The sequence below is a fragment of the Mucilaginibacter sp. P25 genome (assembly GCF_050859465.1).
GTDB classification, from domain to species: Bacteria; Bacteroidota; Bacteroidia; order Sphingobacteriales; family Sphingobacteriaceae; genus Mucilaginibacter; species Mucilaginibacter gossypii.
On record NZ_CP193937.1, the window covers coordinates 1,647,025 to 1,661,724 of the forward strand.

General features: G+C 44.1%; 12 protein-coding genes and 1 pseudogene. 5 read left to right on the plus strand and 8 right to left on the minus strand.

Annotated features, from left to right (window positions below; genetic code table 11):
• Positions 1-826 precede the first annotated feature (826 nt).
• Positions 827-1,492, plus strand: coding sequence for a DMT family transporter (locus ACRQ5D_RS08710; RefSeq protein WP_432328661.1), 666 nt, complete (start codon positions 827-829; stop codon positions 1,490-1,492).
• Positions 1,493-1,554: 62 nt separating this feature from the next.
• Here ACRQ5D_RS08710 and ACRQ5D_RS08715 read toward each other — a convergent pair whose 3' ends face one another.
• The gene (locus ACRQ5D_RS08715; protein ID WP_091176149.1) at positions 1,555-1,995 is read right to left on the minus strand and encodes a nuclear transport factor 2 family protein; all 441 of its coding nucleotides are present in this window, start codon (positions 1,993-1,995) and stop codon (positions 1,555-1,557) included.
• 125 nt (positions 1,996-2,120) lie between these two features.
• Between ACRQ5D_RS08715 and ACRQ5D_RS08720 the strand changes: the two genes are divergently transcribed.
• The 3 genes from ACRQ5D_RS08720 to ACRQ5D_RS08730 all read left to right on the plus strand — a co-directional run bounded on the left by ACRQ5D_RS08720 (position 2,121) and on the right by ACRQ5D_RS08730 (position 4,051).
• Complete coding sequence (locus ACRQ5D_RS08720) at positions 2,121-2,912, plus strand: serine O-acetyltransferase (protein WP_431199419.1); 792 nt, start codon at positions 2,121-2,123, stop codon at positions 2,910-2,912.
• Positions 2,913-2,974: 62 nt separating this feature from the next.
• On the plus strand, positions 2,975-3,847 hold the full coding sequence (cysM, locus tag ACRQ5D_RS08725) for a cysteine synthase CysM (RefSeq protein WP_091176144.1): 873 nt from the start codon (positions 2,975-2,977) through the stop codon (positions 3,845-3,847).
• A 6-nt stretch (positions 3,848-3,853) separates the two neighbouring features.
• A complete protein-coding gene (locus ACRQ5D_RS08730; RefSeq protein ID WP_091176142.1) occupies positions 3,854-4,051 on the plus strand; it encodes a DUF5808 domain-containing protein in 198 nt (65 codons plus the stop codon).
• 149 nt (positions 4,052-4,200) lie between these two features.
• Here ACRQ5D_RS08730 and ACRQ5D_RS08735 read toward each other — a convergent pair whose 3' ends face one another.
• From ACRQ5D_RS08735 to thrA, 5 genes are all read right to left on the minus strand, one after another.
• Positions 4,201-4,806: an HAD family hydrolase gene (locus tag ACRQ5D_RS08735; RefSeq protein ID WP_091176139.1), complete on the minus strand. Its 606-nt coding sequence runs from the start codon at positions 4,804-4,806 to the stop codon at positions 4,201-4,203.
• Entirely contained in the window at positions 4,803-5,159 is a 357-nt protein-coding gene (locus ACRQ5D_RS08740; RefSeq protein WP_091176136.1) for a hypothetical protein, read from the minus strand. The genes ACRQ5D_RS08735 and ACRQ5D_RS08740 overlap by 4 nt, the downstream gene beginning before the upstream one ends.
• A 211-nt stretch (positions 5,160-5,370) precedes the next feature.
• Positions 5,371-6,681, minus strand: a complete 1,311-nt coding sequence (thrC, locus tag ACRQ5D_RS08745) for a threonine synthase (protein ID WP_091176131.1) — start codon at positions 6,679-6,681, stop codon at positions 5,371-5,373.
• A gap of 177 nt (positions 6,682-6,858) precedes the next feature.
• Positions 6,859-7,854, minus strand: a complete 996-nt coding sequence (locus ACRQ5D_RS08750; RefSeq protein ID WP_091176129.1) for a homoserine kinase — start codon at positions 7,852-7,854, stop codon at positions 6,859-6,861.
• Positions 7,855-7,923: 69 nt separating this feature from the next.
• Positions 7,924-10,374: a bifunctional aspartate kinase/homoserine dehydrogenase I gene (thrA, locus tag ACRQ5D_RS08755; RefSeq protein ID WP_091176127.1), complete on the minus strand. Its 2,451-nt coding sequence runs from the start codon at positions 10,372-10,374 to the stop codon at positions 7,924-7,926.
• Between the two features lie 442 nt (positions 10,375-10,816).
• On the opposite strand from thrA, the pseudogene rsgA reads away from it, so the two are divergent.
• A pseudogene (gene rsgA / locus ACRQ5D_RS08760) lies at positions 10,817-11,736 on the plus strand (ribosome small subunit-dependent GTPase A).
• 194 nt (positions 11,737-11,930) lie between these two features.
• On the opposite strand, the gene ACRQ5D_RS08765 reads toward rsgA, so the two are convergent.
• The gene (locus ACRQ5D_RS08765; protein WP_432328662.1) at positions 11,931-13,106 is read right to left on the minus strand and encodes a serine hydrolase domain-containing protein; all 1,176 of its coding nucleotides are present in this window, start codon (positions 13,104-13,106) and stop codon (positions 11,931-11,933) included.
• 151 nt (positions 13,107-13,257) lie between these two features.
• Positions 13,258-14,496: a cystathionine gamma-synthase family protein gene (locus ACRQ5D_RS08770; protein ID WP_091176119.1), complete on the minus strand. Its 1,239-nt coding sequence runs from the start codon at positions 14,494-14,496 to the stop codon at positions 13,258-13,260.
• Positions 14,497-14,700 lie beyond the last annotated feature (204 nt).

A 14,700-nucleotide genomic window follows, 5' to 3' on the forward strand; every position in this document is an offset into this window, starting at 1 on the left:
AGCGGCATTCTATGATTTGTATCAATTTAACATTGCTGCTTTTATCAATATGCAATGATACGGTGTATGGCATTGTTTTGTTGTATCACCGATAAATTTAAAAAGAAATGATATGTAATTATATCCATCTAAATAATAAGCAGCTCGCCTGTAAACATTTATTATATAAGTGTCCCGGCTCGTACACACAGGGTATGTGTGTGTCCCGGCCGTTCGGCTTGTGGGACGCACCGATCTCTGCTTAAGCTACCTGCGGTAGAAGTTATCTCTGTGAACCAAAACGGCCTTCAATTTTATGGTAATAGCCAAAGTGACAAGACAATCACAAATCTTTAGTTAAAACAAAACTTTTCCTTATTTTTGACTCATCAACAAATGACAACAGTAAACATTAAAAATGGAACCGCAGGGGCTTCGAAATCCCTTATTCGCAATATCCTTGCGTCGGAGCCATTTTTCAATGATTCACCACCAGCTCTTTTTTGCTAACGGATATCGATAATCTCTATCGGATCTGAATTTTTTCAACATTATTTTCAAAACAATTTATTCAATGCGGGCAATTGCTGGTATTGTTATGCTTTGCCCAACCGATTCTTAATTTAGCAAAAAATGAAAAAAACATTTGCTCTGTTGCATATAGCCGTAATACTGGCGGGCTTTACCGGGGTATTCGGAAAGCTTATCTCGTTAAATGAATACCTGCTTACCTGTTACCGTACGCTGTTCTCTTTTTTATTCCTGGTGATTATTGTATGGCTCAAAAAGCCACAATTTAAATACTCATGGAGCAACATAACGGAAATGGGTAAGGCTGGATTACTAATTGCCTTTCACTGGGTTTTTTTATGCCAGCATCAAATATTCCAACGTTTCGGTAGGCGTAGTTTGCTATTGCCTCACCAGTTTTTTTACTGCATTTCTGTCTCCGCTTATCAACAAAAAACCTTTCAATATTACTGAATTGCTGCTAAGTATGCTTACACTTGCCGGTATCGGTTTGATATTTCATTTTGATACCTCATTCAGAACCGGGATCATCCTTGGCGTAATTTCATCCTTCCTGGCATCCCTTTATACCATATTGAACGAGCGTCTGGTTAAAAAGTATGATTCAACCGTTATGAACTTGTATCAGATGCTGGCCGGATCTGTCGCGCTGATACTGGCCTCGCCGCTATATCTTTATTTCTTCCCTTCAAAAACGATAATACCAGGCACATTAGATATCATTTATTTGCTGCTTTTATCGCTTTTTTGCACGGTTGGCCTTTATGTTATGGTGGCCGAGGTTTTGAGGAAAATGTCTGCCTTTACGGTTAACTTAACCTTTAACCTGGAGCCTGTTTACAGTATTTTACTGGCAATAATTTTATTCAATGAATCCCGGCAGCTCAATTTATCCTTTTATGCAGGCCTATTGATCATCATCATATCCGTAATCTTACAGGCGGGACTAAGCCGGAGAAAAAGGGCCGGGGCAGATTTGTAATGAGTTACATAATCCCAGAGTTACGAAGTTTTTAAAACTTCGTAACTCTTCAAGGTCTTTTATTAACCCCGTTCAGATACCCGGGCGGCTGCCTGTACCGGCAAGTCCGTATTGCCATCCTGCTTAATTAGGTTAAGCTTATGTTTCGTGATGATCCATTTGCCATCAGTTTCAGTGAGCTCGGTATCATAAGTGCCCTCAACAATCCATAGGTCGTCACCAATAAAATGATCGGCTTTGCCATAATAATGAACAAGCGCTACCGACCCGTTTTGCATGACATAAAAATCGGCCAGCTGATGATTGGTTTTGTCAAAGCCGGGCAAAAAGCCACGCCACGCCGTAATAATACCTTCAGCAGGTACAATACTTGCCGGGTTGCCAGTCATGGAACTATAATCAAGCTCTACATTTTCGGCAAAGGCGTTTTTAATTTTATCCCAATCTCGCTCGTCAGCTCCGGCAAACAGCCTTATTACCGTTTCAATTATCTGGTCTTTCATGGTTTTGCATAGGTTAAATTCACTCAAATATCAATTATCCGGTTCATTTTACATATTAACAACAATCTTTTATATAAACTTGTACTGTTATTGGCTGTTTTCCCAAAACAGCCCCACCATAAAACATGAGTCAGGATTTTTATCAACATATTTTTGCTAAACAGCAAAAGCTGGAGGCTGTGCCTTCAAACAGGGAGATTACTGCCTGGGCACTAAAAGTGATCCATTTGCTGTACCCCGAACAAACCGGGCAACAGTATGCTTCGGTTGAGGAGCTGAAGGATGAGTTTTTAAGGCTTGAGAATGAACTTTGTGACATTATGCATGCCACCAAAGCCTGCAGTAACTGTGATACCTCAAAGCTGGCCAAAAAGTTTTTTGAGGGCCTTCCCGAGTTATTCCGCATTCTGAATACCGATATCCAGGCTATTTTTAACGGAGACCCTGCTGCTCGCAGCGAGTTTGAAGTGATCCGTACTTATCCGGGCTTTTATGCCATTTCGCTTTACCGGGTGGCGCACAGCCTTTATATCGATGATATTCCGTTGTTGCCAAGGATCCTTACAGAATATGCGCATTCTAAAACAGGGATAGATATTCATCCTGCTGCCCAGATAGACGAGTATTTCTATATAGATCATGGTACCGGTATTGTTATTGGCGAAAGCTGTAAAATAGGTAAGCATGTAAAGCTGTACCAGGGCGTTACCCTGGGGGCATTAAGTGTGGATAAAAGTATGGCCAATACCAAGCGCCATCCTACAGTTCAGGATAATGTGGTAATTTACTCCGGCGCTACTATTTTGGGCGGAGAAACCATCATCGGCCATAACAGTGTGGTAGGGGGAACGTTTGGCTCACCAAGAGTTTGCCGCCAAATTCAAGGGTATACCACACACCTAACCACAGGGTACTGAAAAGATTGAGCATTAAATTGTTCGGCCACAAGAAATAGAACATTTACCATAAAAAATATATAATGGCTTCATTGATAGACCTGATAGGCAACACGCCTATGGTAGAAATTAAAAAGCTGAACCCAAATCCAAAAGTGCGGATCTTCGCCAAGCTGGAAGGCAATAATCCGGGTGGCAGCGTAAAAGACCGCGCGTCGCTCAACATGATCAGGAGTGCTATTGAGCGCGGCGACATTAAGCCTGGCACAAAGTTGATTGAAGCTACCAGCGGCAATACAGGGATAGCATTGGCTATGATTGCAAGGTTGTTTGATCTGGAGATAGAGCTGGTGATGCCATCCAACTCCACCCGCGAGCGTACGCTTACTATGGAGGCATTTGGAGCTAAAGTTACCCTGTTGGAAGGAATAGAAGTCTGTCGTGATTATGCAGAAGAAAAGGCCGCTACGGGCGAATATTTCCTGCTGAACCAGTTTGCCAACCCGGATAACTACATGGCACACGTAAAAACAACAGGCCCCGAAATTTGGCACGATACCGAAGGCAAAATCACCCACTTTGTAAGTGCTATGGGAACTACAGGTACCATCATGGGCTGTTCAAGATATTTGAAAGAGCAAAACGCCAACGTACAGATAGTAGGTTGCCAACCGGTTGAAGGCTCTTCCATCCCCGGCATCCGCAGGTGGCCCGAAGAATACCTGCCCAAGATTTTTGAGGCCAAACGGGTTGACAGGGTAATGGATATTTCGCAGGAAGAAGCGACTCAAATGGCCCGCCAAATGGCTAAGGTTGAAGGTGTATTTGCAGGCATGAGCAGCGGCGGTGCACTATCTGCGGCTGTAAGGCTTGCTCAAGAACTGGAAGAGGGCCTAATCGTTTTTATTTGCTGTGACCGGGGCGACAGGTATTTGAGTAGCGAGTTATTTGGATAAGTACCGATGGAACCTACAGAGGATAGTAATAATTATAAATACGGCGTATTTTATTACAACAAAGATGATAGCCGGATCATTGTGCCCAAAAGAATTAAGTACATGGGATGGACAGTGAATTTTGCCCACCCGTTAAGTTATTTGATTATGGGCGGGATACTGGCTGTGGTAATTGTAGCATGGATAGTTGCCCCGCAGAAATAAATACGTGTTGTTCATAAACTAGCGCCCGTTTGTAACGGGTGCTTAACATGGTATGGCGTTTGTAACGCAATTACCGGCGCTTACGTTAGAAATATAGGCCTGTTTTAAGAACGTCATCACAGATGGTCTCGCGGCCGATTTGCAAGATTTTACAACACCTCTAACTCCTTCAGCTTAATCTCTAAAGCTTCCGCCGATGTAAAATGGATACATTCAATTCCCATTTTTTCCGCCGCTAAAATATTACGATAGTTATCGTCAATAAATAAAGCCTCATCTGCATTTACATGGTAACGATCAAGCAGGGTTTGATAAAAGGCAGGGGTGGGTTTACGCATTTTTTCGGCGCCGGATACAACAATGCCATCAAACCATCCTAAAAAATCGAAACGCTCCTGGGCCATCGGAAAAGTTTCGGCCGACCAGTTGGTCAATGCGTAGATTTTGTATTTACCGCTTTCTTTTAATTGTTTGAAGATCTCTACCGTATCGTGAAAAGGATCGCCAAGCATCTCTATCCAGCGGGAATAAAAAGCACGGATATTGGCTTCGTGTTCTGGAAATTGGGCAACAAGCAAATCTGTGCCTTCCTGTAAGGACCGGCCGGCATCCTGCTCCTCATTCCAGTCGGAGGTACAAATATTAGCCAAAAAGTCTATCATTTCCTGTTCATCAGCAAACAGGGTGCGGTACATATAATGCGGGTTCCAATCGATTAAAACGGCCCCCAGATCGAATATTATGGTGTTGATCATTTTTTCTTTGCGTGGGTTTCATGAACCTCGGCCTTTGTAACAACCGAATCTTTCAAAAAAACAACAAGCGTTTGAGTATAAATCAATTTGCCTTTGCTGTATTCTCGGTCAAGGTCGTATACCATGCTGTCTTTACTGCTTAATTGAGGGCGGTGGAGCAAATGGATCACCTGTTGATATTTAAGATTATTAAGCTGTTTACTTTCAATCAGGTCATTAACCATACCCGGGCGATAAGCGAACGTAAGGCCATCTCCATCATCCCATTTATCACGGTCGAACTTTTGTTTACGGCTGCAGGCGGTTAGGCAAACTGCCAGGAGGCAGATAAATATCAGGGTTTTGCTAAGCATTTTATGTTTCAGTATTGAATCAGGCCATATTTCAACTGCCCGTTATTGCGTAGCTTTCCCACGACCGAAAAAGGGTGTCATGCTGAGCCTGTCGAAGCATGGTGGGCAGGCCTCTCCGCGCGAGTCTTCGACAGGCTCAGACTGACAGGCCTACCCAGCTTTCTGCAATAACGGGTAGTTGTTGGTTTTCCAGCAGCTAAAAATACTGAAATTAATTAACCCCTAAAAGATAGCCTTTAAAATCAGCAAAATCTTTACTGATGGCAACTGCGAGCTTGGTTTTTGCTTCCAGTTCTTTTACCTGTTCCGGTACTTCAATTTTAGCAGCAACCTCATCGCTAAATACGTCAGGGAATTTACAAGGATGTGCGGTTGAAAGGAATACACCGGCGGTGTCAACAGCGGCATGGCCCTGTTTATAATCGGTTAAAGCCTGCCATGCGATAGCAGTGTGTGGGCAAACCACATAATTATAGTTATCAAATACCCAGTTGATGGCTTTTACAGTTTCCTCGTCATCGTACTTAAAGCCAATAACCAATTCTTTAAGCGCTTCGGTATCGTTTTTAAACAGATCGGCAATACGTACCCAGTTGCTTGGGTTGCCTACGTCCATTGCGTTAGATAAAGTTGCTACCGATGGTTTGGGTTGATAAACGCCGGTTTTTAGAAACTCAGGCACAGTATCATTGACATTGGTAGCCGCAATAAATTTTTCGACAGGTAAGCCCATTTTCCAGGCTAACAAACCTGCGCCTATATTGCCGAAGTTGCCGCTTGGCACGGAGAAAACTACTTTTTTAATGCCTTGCCTTAATAGCTGTGCATATGCATTGAAGTAATAAAAAGTTTGCGGAACCAAACGTGCAATATTGATGGAATTGGCGGATGTAAGGCGGAATTTTTCGTTTAGCTCATCATCAACAAACGCCTGTTTCACCAGGGCCTGGCAATCATCGAAGGTACCGTCAACCTCAAGGGCACGGATGTTTTGACCATTGGTAGTTAGTTGCTGCTCCTGCACGCCGCTCACTTTACCTTTTGGATAAAGGATGGTAACACGGGTATTGGGGACACCTAAAAAGCCAAGGGCTACAGCACCGCCGGTATCGCCACTAGTGGCAACCAGTACGTCCAGTTGTTTTTCGCCGGGCTCAAGGAAATAGCTCATTACGCGGCTCATAAAGCGGGCACCAAAATCTTTAAATGCCAGTGATGGTCCGTGGAAAAGCTCGAGGACATATACATTGTCTTCCAGCTTTACAATAGGAGCTGGGAAGTTAATGGCATCATCGATCAAGGCTTTCAAATCGGCCTCCGGAATAGAGTCGCCAAGCAGGTTTTGTGCTACTTTGAAAGCAATTTCGGGGAGGGAGTATTTATCAAGGTTGTTGATAAAATCAGCATCCAAACGGGGGATGCTGTAAGGCATATATAAGCCTTTATCCTGCGGCATGCTGTTAAAAACCGCGTCTTTGAACGATACTTCAAATAGGGTATTATTGGTACTGTAGAGTTTCATTTTTGATTTCGGAATTCGGATGTTCGATTTCGGATTTAATTAGGTTTATTAGAGCTCATCCTACCATGTCATCGCGAGGTACGAAGCAATCGCATGCTATACAGGGCGGACCTGCTTCCGTGCGATTGCTTCGTACCTCGCAATGACATAGTGGTTTGTATTGCGAAGGATTTAAGGCTATCCCAAAACCTTCGGCCCCGCGTCATTTATAGTTGATACGTAGCTATTGGATCCGATTTTTAAGCCGGTTAAATGCTGCTGTAATTTTTGGGTGATGGCTCGTGCGGTGGCTTCGTCTTTGGTAAAAGCAAACACCGACGGGCCAGAGCCTGATATACCAAAGCTTACCGCACCAAGTTCCATCGCCATTTCGCGCATTTTGTAAAAGTCAGGGATCAGCATAGAGCGTACTGGCTCAACGAGCACATCTTTCATACTGCGGCCAATCAGTTCGATATCCTGCATAAATAAACCGCTTACTAAGCCCGCAATATTGCCCCACTGGGTAACGGCATCCTTCATCTGGATGTTTTTACGGATGATTTGGCGGGCCTCTCTTGTAGGTACATCCACATCAGGGAATACAATAGCGCACCACAGGTTTTTAGGATGCGGTAGCCTTACCACATCAAGCGGCTCATAACTACGGATCAGCACAAAACCACCAAACAAGGCAGGGGCTACGTTATCAGCATGACCATGACCGCAAGCCATCTCTTCGCCTTTCATAGCAAAAGGAAGTAGTTTTATCGGGTCGGAATTATCACCTAATAATGTTTTAATAGCAAACAAACCTGCAACCGTACTGGCCGAGCTTGAACCTAAACCACTGCCAATGGGCATTTTTTTGTGCAGCTCGATATCTAAACCAATATCGGTACGGCCAATACTTTGTAAATAATGCTGAACGCTCACGCTTACGGTATTCTTTGCCGGATCAAGCGGTAGCCTGCCGTCATCGCCGGTAATCTTGCTGAGGGTGATGCCAGGTTTGCCTGTGACGCGCATGATCACCTCGTCACCGGGCTCATCAACCGCAAAGCCCAACACATCAAAACCGCAAACCACATTGGCAACAGTAGCCGGGGCGAAAACGCGGATGCTACCCCCCGCGCCCCCTGAAGGGGGTGCTACCTGTGGGGCGGCTTTAACTTCTTCTAAATTATTTTCCATATTAAAATTATCAAACTGTTCCTCCCCCTTTAGGGGGCGGGGGTAAACTATAGTTCCCCCTTTAGGGGGTTAATTCGCGCCCACATTTATTAAATCAGCAAATACGCCTGCGGCGGTTACTTCGGCGCCTGCGCCGGGGCCTTTTACTACCAGCGGACGCTCACGGTACCTGTCGGTAGTGAAGGATATAATGTTATCGCTGCCCGACAGCATGTAGAACGGATGGTTTTCATCAACCATTTGCAGGGTGATAGTTACTTTGCTGTCCTCTAACTTGCCAATGTAACGCAATACTTTGCCGTCTTTTTCGGCTGCATCTTTTAGTTTGGCAAAATGTGCGTCTTCGGTTTTAAGGGTAGCATAAAAATCCTCAACGGTTTTAGCCTCAAGGCTTGCTTTTGGCAATACGCTTTCTATTTCAACGTCGGCCTCTTCCATAGCATATCCGGCATCGCGGGCAAGGATGAGCATTTTGCGCATAAAATCCTTACCGCTCAGGTCATCACGAGGATCTGGTTCGGTATAGCCTTTGTCCTGGGCTTCTTTTACCACATCGTGGAAATTTGCATCGCCCTTAAAGTTATTAAAGATGAACGATATAGTGCCCGAAAGTATTGCTTCGATACGCTGAACCCTGTCGCCGCTGTTCATCAGGTTTTTAAGGGTATTGATGATCGGCAAGCCAGCGCCAACGTTGGTTTCGTAGAAGAAATCAACGCCATGAGCGCGCGCGGTATCTTTAAACGTGCGGTACTGCTTATAACTGCCCGAGTTACCTATTTTATTACAGGTGATTACCGAGATATTGGCTTTAAAGATCTCCTCGTAAAAACCGATAGGAACGGGACTTGCAGTGTTGTCAATAAATACACAGTTTGGCAGGTTCATTTCTTTCATCCGGTTAATAAACGATTGCAGATCGGCTTCATAAGGTGACGATTGCAGGTCATTTTGCCAGGTATCTAAAGAGATGCCATCACTATTGAACGTCATTTTGCGGGTATTGCTGATACCCGCTATTTTAACCTGGATGCCGTTGTTATCTTTCAGGTATTCGCTATGGGCGTTCAATTGATTAAATAATGTTTTGCCAATGTTGCCGGTACCCAGGCAAAACGCATGCAGGGTTTTGGTCAACTGTACAAAGAAGGCGTCGTGCACGGCGTTCAAGGCTTTTGACAGATCGTTCGCCGAGATGATCACCGAGATGTTATATTCAGATGAGCCTTGTGCTATAGCCCTTACGTTAACACCGTTACGGCCCAGCGCATGGAACAACTTGCCCGACATGCCCGGGGTTTGTTTCATGTTTTCGCCTACTATTGCAAGAATAGCCAGATTTTTCTCGATAACCAGATGCTCGAGTTTTTTAGCGGCAAGCTCCAGTTCAAACTCCTGTTCGATAACCTGTTTTGCCCTGTCTGTATCTTGCGGCTGAACTGCGAAGGTGATGCTATGTTCAGATGATGATTGGGTGATCAGGATTACGTTGATCTGCTCTCGGGCAAGCAAGGAGAACAAACGGCCGCTAAAGCCCGATTTGCCCACCATACCGCTGCCCTCTAAATTTAGGATACTGATATTGTTGATAGATGAGATCCCTTTGATTGGCAGGGTAGAGGCCTTGCAATCATGACGGATCACGGTACCTTCAAACTCTGGCTCAAAGGTGTTTTTAATTACGATAGGTATCTTCTTTAAAAATGCCGGGATCATGGTTGGCGGATAGATCACCTTGGCGCCGAAGTAGGAAAGCTCCATAGCTTCGGTATAAGTAAGCTCGGTTAAGGAGAACGCTTTTTTCACCATGCGGGGATCGGCAGTCATCATGCCGTTAACATCCGTCCAGATCTGAACCTCCTGAGCATTTAACGCTGCGCCGAATATGGCTGCTGTATAATCAGATCCACCGCGACCTAATGTTGTAGTTTGCCCTGCATCGTTTGAGGCGATGAAACCGGTAACGATCAATGTTTTGCCTTTGTTTTCGGTATACAGGCCTTGTACCAGTCTTTCGGTAAGTTCGGTGTTTACCTTGGCATTGCCGAAAGCGCTGTCGGTTTTAATTACATCAGCAGCATCAACAAAAAGTACATCGCCAAAATGCTGGGCTGCAACTTTGCTCACCATCAGGGTTGAGCAACGTTCGCCGAAGGCCAGTACCTGGTCGCGGGTTTTCGGGGTAAGTTCGCGAAGGGTAAGCACGCCCTGTAAAAGTTCTTCCAGTTGGTTGAAGTGAATTTTTAAACGGGTAAGCGCCGGGTTTTGGTTTTGTACATCCAAAAGGGCTTTAACCGTATCAAAGTGACGTTTCTCCAATTCGGCTAAGCCTGCGGTAAACTCTTTGCCGTTTGCCGCATCTTCGGCCATGGCCGAAAGCAGGTTGGTTACACCGCCCATGGCAGATAATACCACCACCGGCTTTTCTTCATTTTTTACTTCATCCTTCAGGATGCTTAACAGGGTTTGGATGCTGCTTACAGATCCAACGGAAGTACCTCCGAATTTTAAAACTTTCATTTATGGGTTAGTAATCGTTCTGTAACAAAAAAACCTTCCTCTTTGCGGAGGAAGGTTTTTCTTTTGGCTTTCATTTTATGTTTTACACCATACGATTATCTTCCTCCGAGGTTTATACCGGTGGTAATAATAATTGTAGAAATGGTGTTGTTAATTGTCATATATAATGTCTGTAAAGTAAGTAGATTATTTTCTGATTTGCAAGGATTATTTAACAAATTATGATTTTCGTAATAATTGCAAGGCGATTGAGTGGGTGATTGATGGATTTGATAATGAGGGCGATAGATAAAAGGTTTTACCAAAATGTTGGGGTTCTGTCATCGCAGACGATTGACACGCGGCTCAGCTGCAACCTAACTCAATTAAAAACGATAATGTATCATCAGGGCTTCAAAAAAGCCTCAATAAATTTAATTTGCTACTTTTGAGGCTCGATAATATGCAGGGACTAATTACAAAATCAACCGGAAGCTGGTACCAGGTACAAACCCCCGATGGGCAAAAGATAGATTGCCGCATCAAAGGTAAGTTCCGTATAAAAGGTATTACCACAACCAACCCTATTGCCGTTGGCGATGTGGTTGATTTTGAAATGGAGCCCGACAGGGAAGATGGCGTGATCACCAACCTGCATCAACGAAAAAACTACATCATCCGCAAGGCTATTAACCTGAGCAAACAGGCGCAGATCATTGCTGCCAATCTCGACCAGGCTATTTTGGTAGTTACGCTGGCTTCTCCGCGTACTTCTCTGGGTTTTATAGATCGCTTTTTGGTAACTGCCGAGGCTTACGATATCCCTGCAAGACTGGTGTTCAATAAGCTCGATCTGTTTAGCGATGAAGGCCTGGAGGTTTTGGCCGATTATAAAGCTATTTATGAAGATATTGGCTACCCCTGTTTTGAAGTTTCGGCTATTGAAGGTACTAATATCAACCAGGTGCAGGATCTGTTGAAGGATAAGGTCACTTTGTTTTCCGGCCACTCGGGCGTGGGTAAATCAAGCCTGATCAACGCGTTGCTACCCGAGTTGGACCTGCGCACACACATGGTATCCGACTGGAGCGATAAGGGGATGCACACCACCACCTTTGCCGAAATGTTTGAGCTGCCGCAGGGTGGTTTTATTATTGATACCCCCGGCATCCGCGAACTGGGTGTTATCGACATAGAAAAACAGGAGCTTAGTCATTTTTTCCCGAAATGCGTGAACGGATGAACCAATGCCGTTTTAACAATTGCCGCCACATCAATGAACCCGGCTGCGCCGTACTTGAAGCTTTGGAAGAAGGAGAGATAACGCTATCGCGCTATGAGAGTTACCTGAGTATTTATCATGGTAATGACACAAGGGCCTGATTTGAGAATCAAGACTTTTAGAGTCAGGAGTCAGGAAGAAACTCAACTCTTGTCATTTCGATAGAGCAGAGGAGGATGGTGTGTCGGGGCGAAAGAGAAATCTTATTAGCCATGTAAACCGCACCCCATAGTTGGCAATGCATGACAGATAAGATTTCTCCCGATGGTCGAAATGACAATTTTTATTAAACACCTTACTTCTTCGCCGCTTCCTTCACCAGCACATCAACAATAGCCTGTTTGTTCGGCAAATATTTATTACACAAAAACAATCCTCCTTTACCTGTCGAGGTATTAAAGAACAAATAAGTGCCTACGCCGGGATCATCGCCGTCATGGCCTACGGTGCCGTTAGTATATAAATTCCAGAAGATGCCTTTGTTACGATAGGTTAAATTGATGTTTTTAGGCGGATGCTCCTTGTTGAACTGCGCGGTGAACATGGTTTGATAAGATGGCTCAGTAAGCAGCTTTTTATCGTGCCTGGCAATTGCCACTAAATATTTGCTCAAATCTTCGGGCGAAGTTTTTAGCCCTCCATCCGGATACGTAACCAGGTCATATAACGGGAACCGGTTCTTTTGATCGAGGTATAAATAGGCGTGGTTTTTTAAATCCACATCTTGAATATGCCAGCCTGAATGATCCATTTTTAGGGGCTTCAGGATATACTTTTGGGTAAACTGTGCATAAGAAAGGCCCGATTTAAGTTCAATGAGATATGCCGCCAGTGCCGAGCCGATGTTAGAATATGAGGAAACGCTTCCTGCCGGACCTTCCCCGAAATTGGCCTTGCTGTAGTATTCTCCCTGTGGGGATAAATAGTTGTAAAAGAACTGGGCTAAAGTTGTATCCTTTAATTTATCACCAAACCCCATTTGGTTAAGGGTTTTAATCGAAACACTGTCATAGGCCCGTAGTTTAGGATAAAAATGATAGCAGTAATGATATACATCAGGGTTATCAACAATCCCTGATGTATGGTTGGTTAACTGCCTGATGGTTATTTTTCCGTTTGGGTCATTAGGATTGGTTACCTTAAAAGGTAGCACATCGTTGATATCTGTTTCCAGCGTAAAATATTTTAATTCGATAGCTTTCATCAACGCTACGGCAATAACAGTTTTACTCACCGAGCCAATGTTTTGAATTGTATTAGCTAAATAGGGTACTTGGTTGGCTTCATCTGCATAGCCAAAACTATGGGAGTAGCTAACTTTATTACCATCGGTCATGATCACATACATGCCGGGCAGACTTTCATGCGTAAAAGCCTGTTGTAATTTGATGGTTAAAGAGTCTGGTTGAGTTTGCGCCTGGATGCCGCTGGTTATAAGTGCAAGGGTTAGCACACGAAGAAGTGTTTTCAAGGTTTTATAGGTTTTCATACGTCTATATTACAACAAACAGCATATAAACCCCTATCGATCAATGAAAATTATTTTATGTTCTGCTATGAAAGTCGCGAACAGGTATGGTATTCAACAAAAAAGGCCTTGTGTTATTCACAAGGCCCAATATTTATTCGCCTAAAGCGGTTTTGAAATCGTCGAGCAAATCGTCGAGGTCTTCAATACCTACCGAGAGGCGGATCATGCTTTCAGGAATGCCCATTTCTGCGCGGCGCTCGGCACCAAGTTCAAAGAAAATGGTTTGTGCAACCGGTATGGCCAGGGTACGTGTATCACCAAGGTTGCTTGATTTTACAACCAGTTTCAGTTTATTTAAAAATGCCAGGCAGTTGATACTTTCATCAAGCTCAATGCTCATCAAGCCGCCATAGCGTGTAAATAACTCACCGGCCAATTCATGCTGCGGGTGCGATTCAACGCCCGGGTAAAATACCTTTTTAACTTTTGGGTGATTATCGAAATATTTAGCCAGTGCCAAAGCGTTGCTGCAGGCACGGTCAAGGCGCAGGGCCAGGGTTTCGGCACCAACAGATATTGTATGTGCAGCTTCGGGTGATAAAGTGCCACCGGCGTCACGTAACCCTTTCTTACGGATCTGGGTCATGCCCAGGTTCTCTGGTTTTACAGCTGCTTTAAATCCGGGGAAAATATTTGGGTAGTTTGCCCAATCAAACAAGCCGGTATTCGTAACCGCGCCACCGAGGGCGTTGCCATGACCGCCAATGTATTTGGTAAGTGAATTAATCACTAAACTTGCTTTAACATTAATTGGGTTAAACAGGTATGGCGAGGTCATGGTGTTATCAACAACGTACATAATGCCTTTTTCCTCGCACAGGTCGCCAATGTTTTTTAGGTCGGCAATTTGCGTGGCCGGGTTGGCAATAGTTTCAACAAACACCATGCGGGTATTTGCTTTTACTGCCGCGCGTACATTATCAACCGAGGTAGCATCAACAAAATCAATACTGATACCCATATCAATAAATGTTTGGAAAATGCTGCGGCTGTTCCCAAACAGGAACGAGCTGGCTACGATATGGTCAGTACCTTTAATAAGGGCCATCACCGTTGCCGAAATTGCCGCCATACCGGTTGAGAAAGCGATACTTGATACCCCATGTTCCATTTGAGTTACCTTTTGCTCCAGAGCGGTAACAGTTGGGTTACCCTGGCGTGAATAAGCGTAACCACTTTTTTTATTTTGGAAAATATCAACCAGGTCCTGCACATCCTCGTGCCCGTAGGTTACAGAGGTGTGGATGGGTTTATGTAATGAACCATGCTCGGGTTTACCAAGCCGGTCGGCATGTAATATGGTGGTAGTGAAGCCTTTTTTTGTACTCATTTTTAATCCTATTAATTAGATATACATAATAGCGGTTGCGAACTTAATTAATTACGCACTAATTACACGAATGGAATTAGCACTAATTGCACTAATGATAACGAATTGACACAAATACTTATAAGGCGTTTGCAATTTGATCGAATTACACGAATTACTTATCTATAGCGAATAAGATTAATGAAATTCGCCTAAATTGTGACC

Bases quoted from the DNA above. Each gene is read 5' to 3' on its own strand.
- thrC (WP_091176131.1), bottom strand. From the start codon at position 6,681: ATGAAACTCTACAGTACCAATAATACCCTATTTGAAGTATCGTTCAAA.
- ACRQ5D_RS08715 (WP_091176149.1), bottom strand. From the start codon at position 1,995: ATGAAAGACCAGATAATTGAAACGGTAATAAGGCTGTTTGCCGGAGCT.
- ACRQ5D_RS08740 (WP_091176136.1), bottom strand. From the start codon at position 5,159: ATGCTTAGCAAAACCCTGATATTTATCTGCCTCCTGGCAGTTTGCCTA.
- ACRQ5D_RS08720 (WP_431199419.1), top strand. From the start codon at position 2,121: ATGAGTCAGGATTTTTATCAACATATTTTTGCTAAACAGCAAAAGCTG.
- thrA (WP_091176127.1), bottom strand. From the start codon at position 10,374: ATGAAAGTTTTAAAATTCGGAGGTACTTCCGTTGGATCTGTAAGCAGC.
- ACRQ5D_RS08730 (WP_091176142.1), top strand. From the start codon at position 3,854: ATGGAACCTACAGAGGATAGTAATAATTATAAATACGGCGTATTTTAT.
- ACRQ5D_RS08770 (WP_091176119.1), bottom strand. From the start codon at position 14,496: ATGAGTACAAAAAAAGGCTTCACTACCACCATATTACATGCCGACCGG.
- cysM (WP_091176144.1), top strand. From the start codon at position 2,975: ATGGCTTCATTGATAGACCTGATAGGCAACACGCCTATGGTAGAAATT.
- ACRQ5D_RS08735 (WP_091176139.1), bottom strand. From the start codon at position 4,806: ATGATCAACACCATAATATTCGATCTGGGGGCCGTTTTAATCGATTGG.
- ACRQ5D_RS08750 (WP_091176129.1), bottom strand. From the start codon at position 7,854: ATGGAAAATAATTTAGAAGAAGTTAAAGCCGCCCCACAGGTAGCACCC.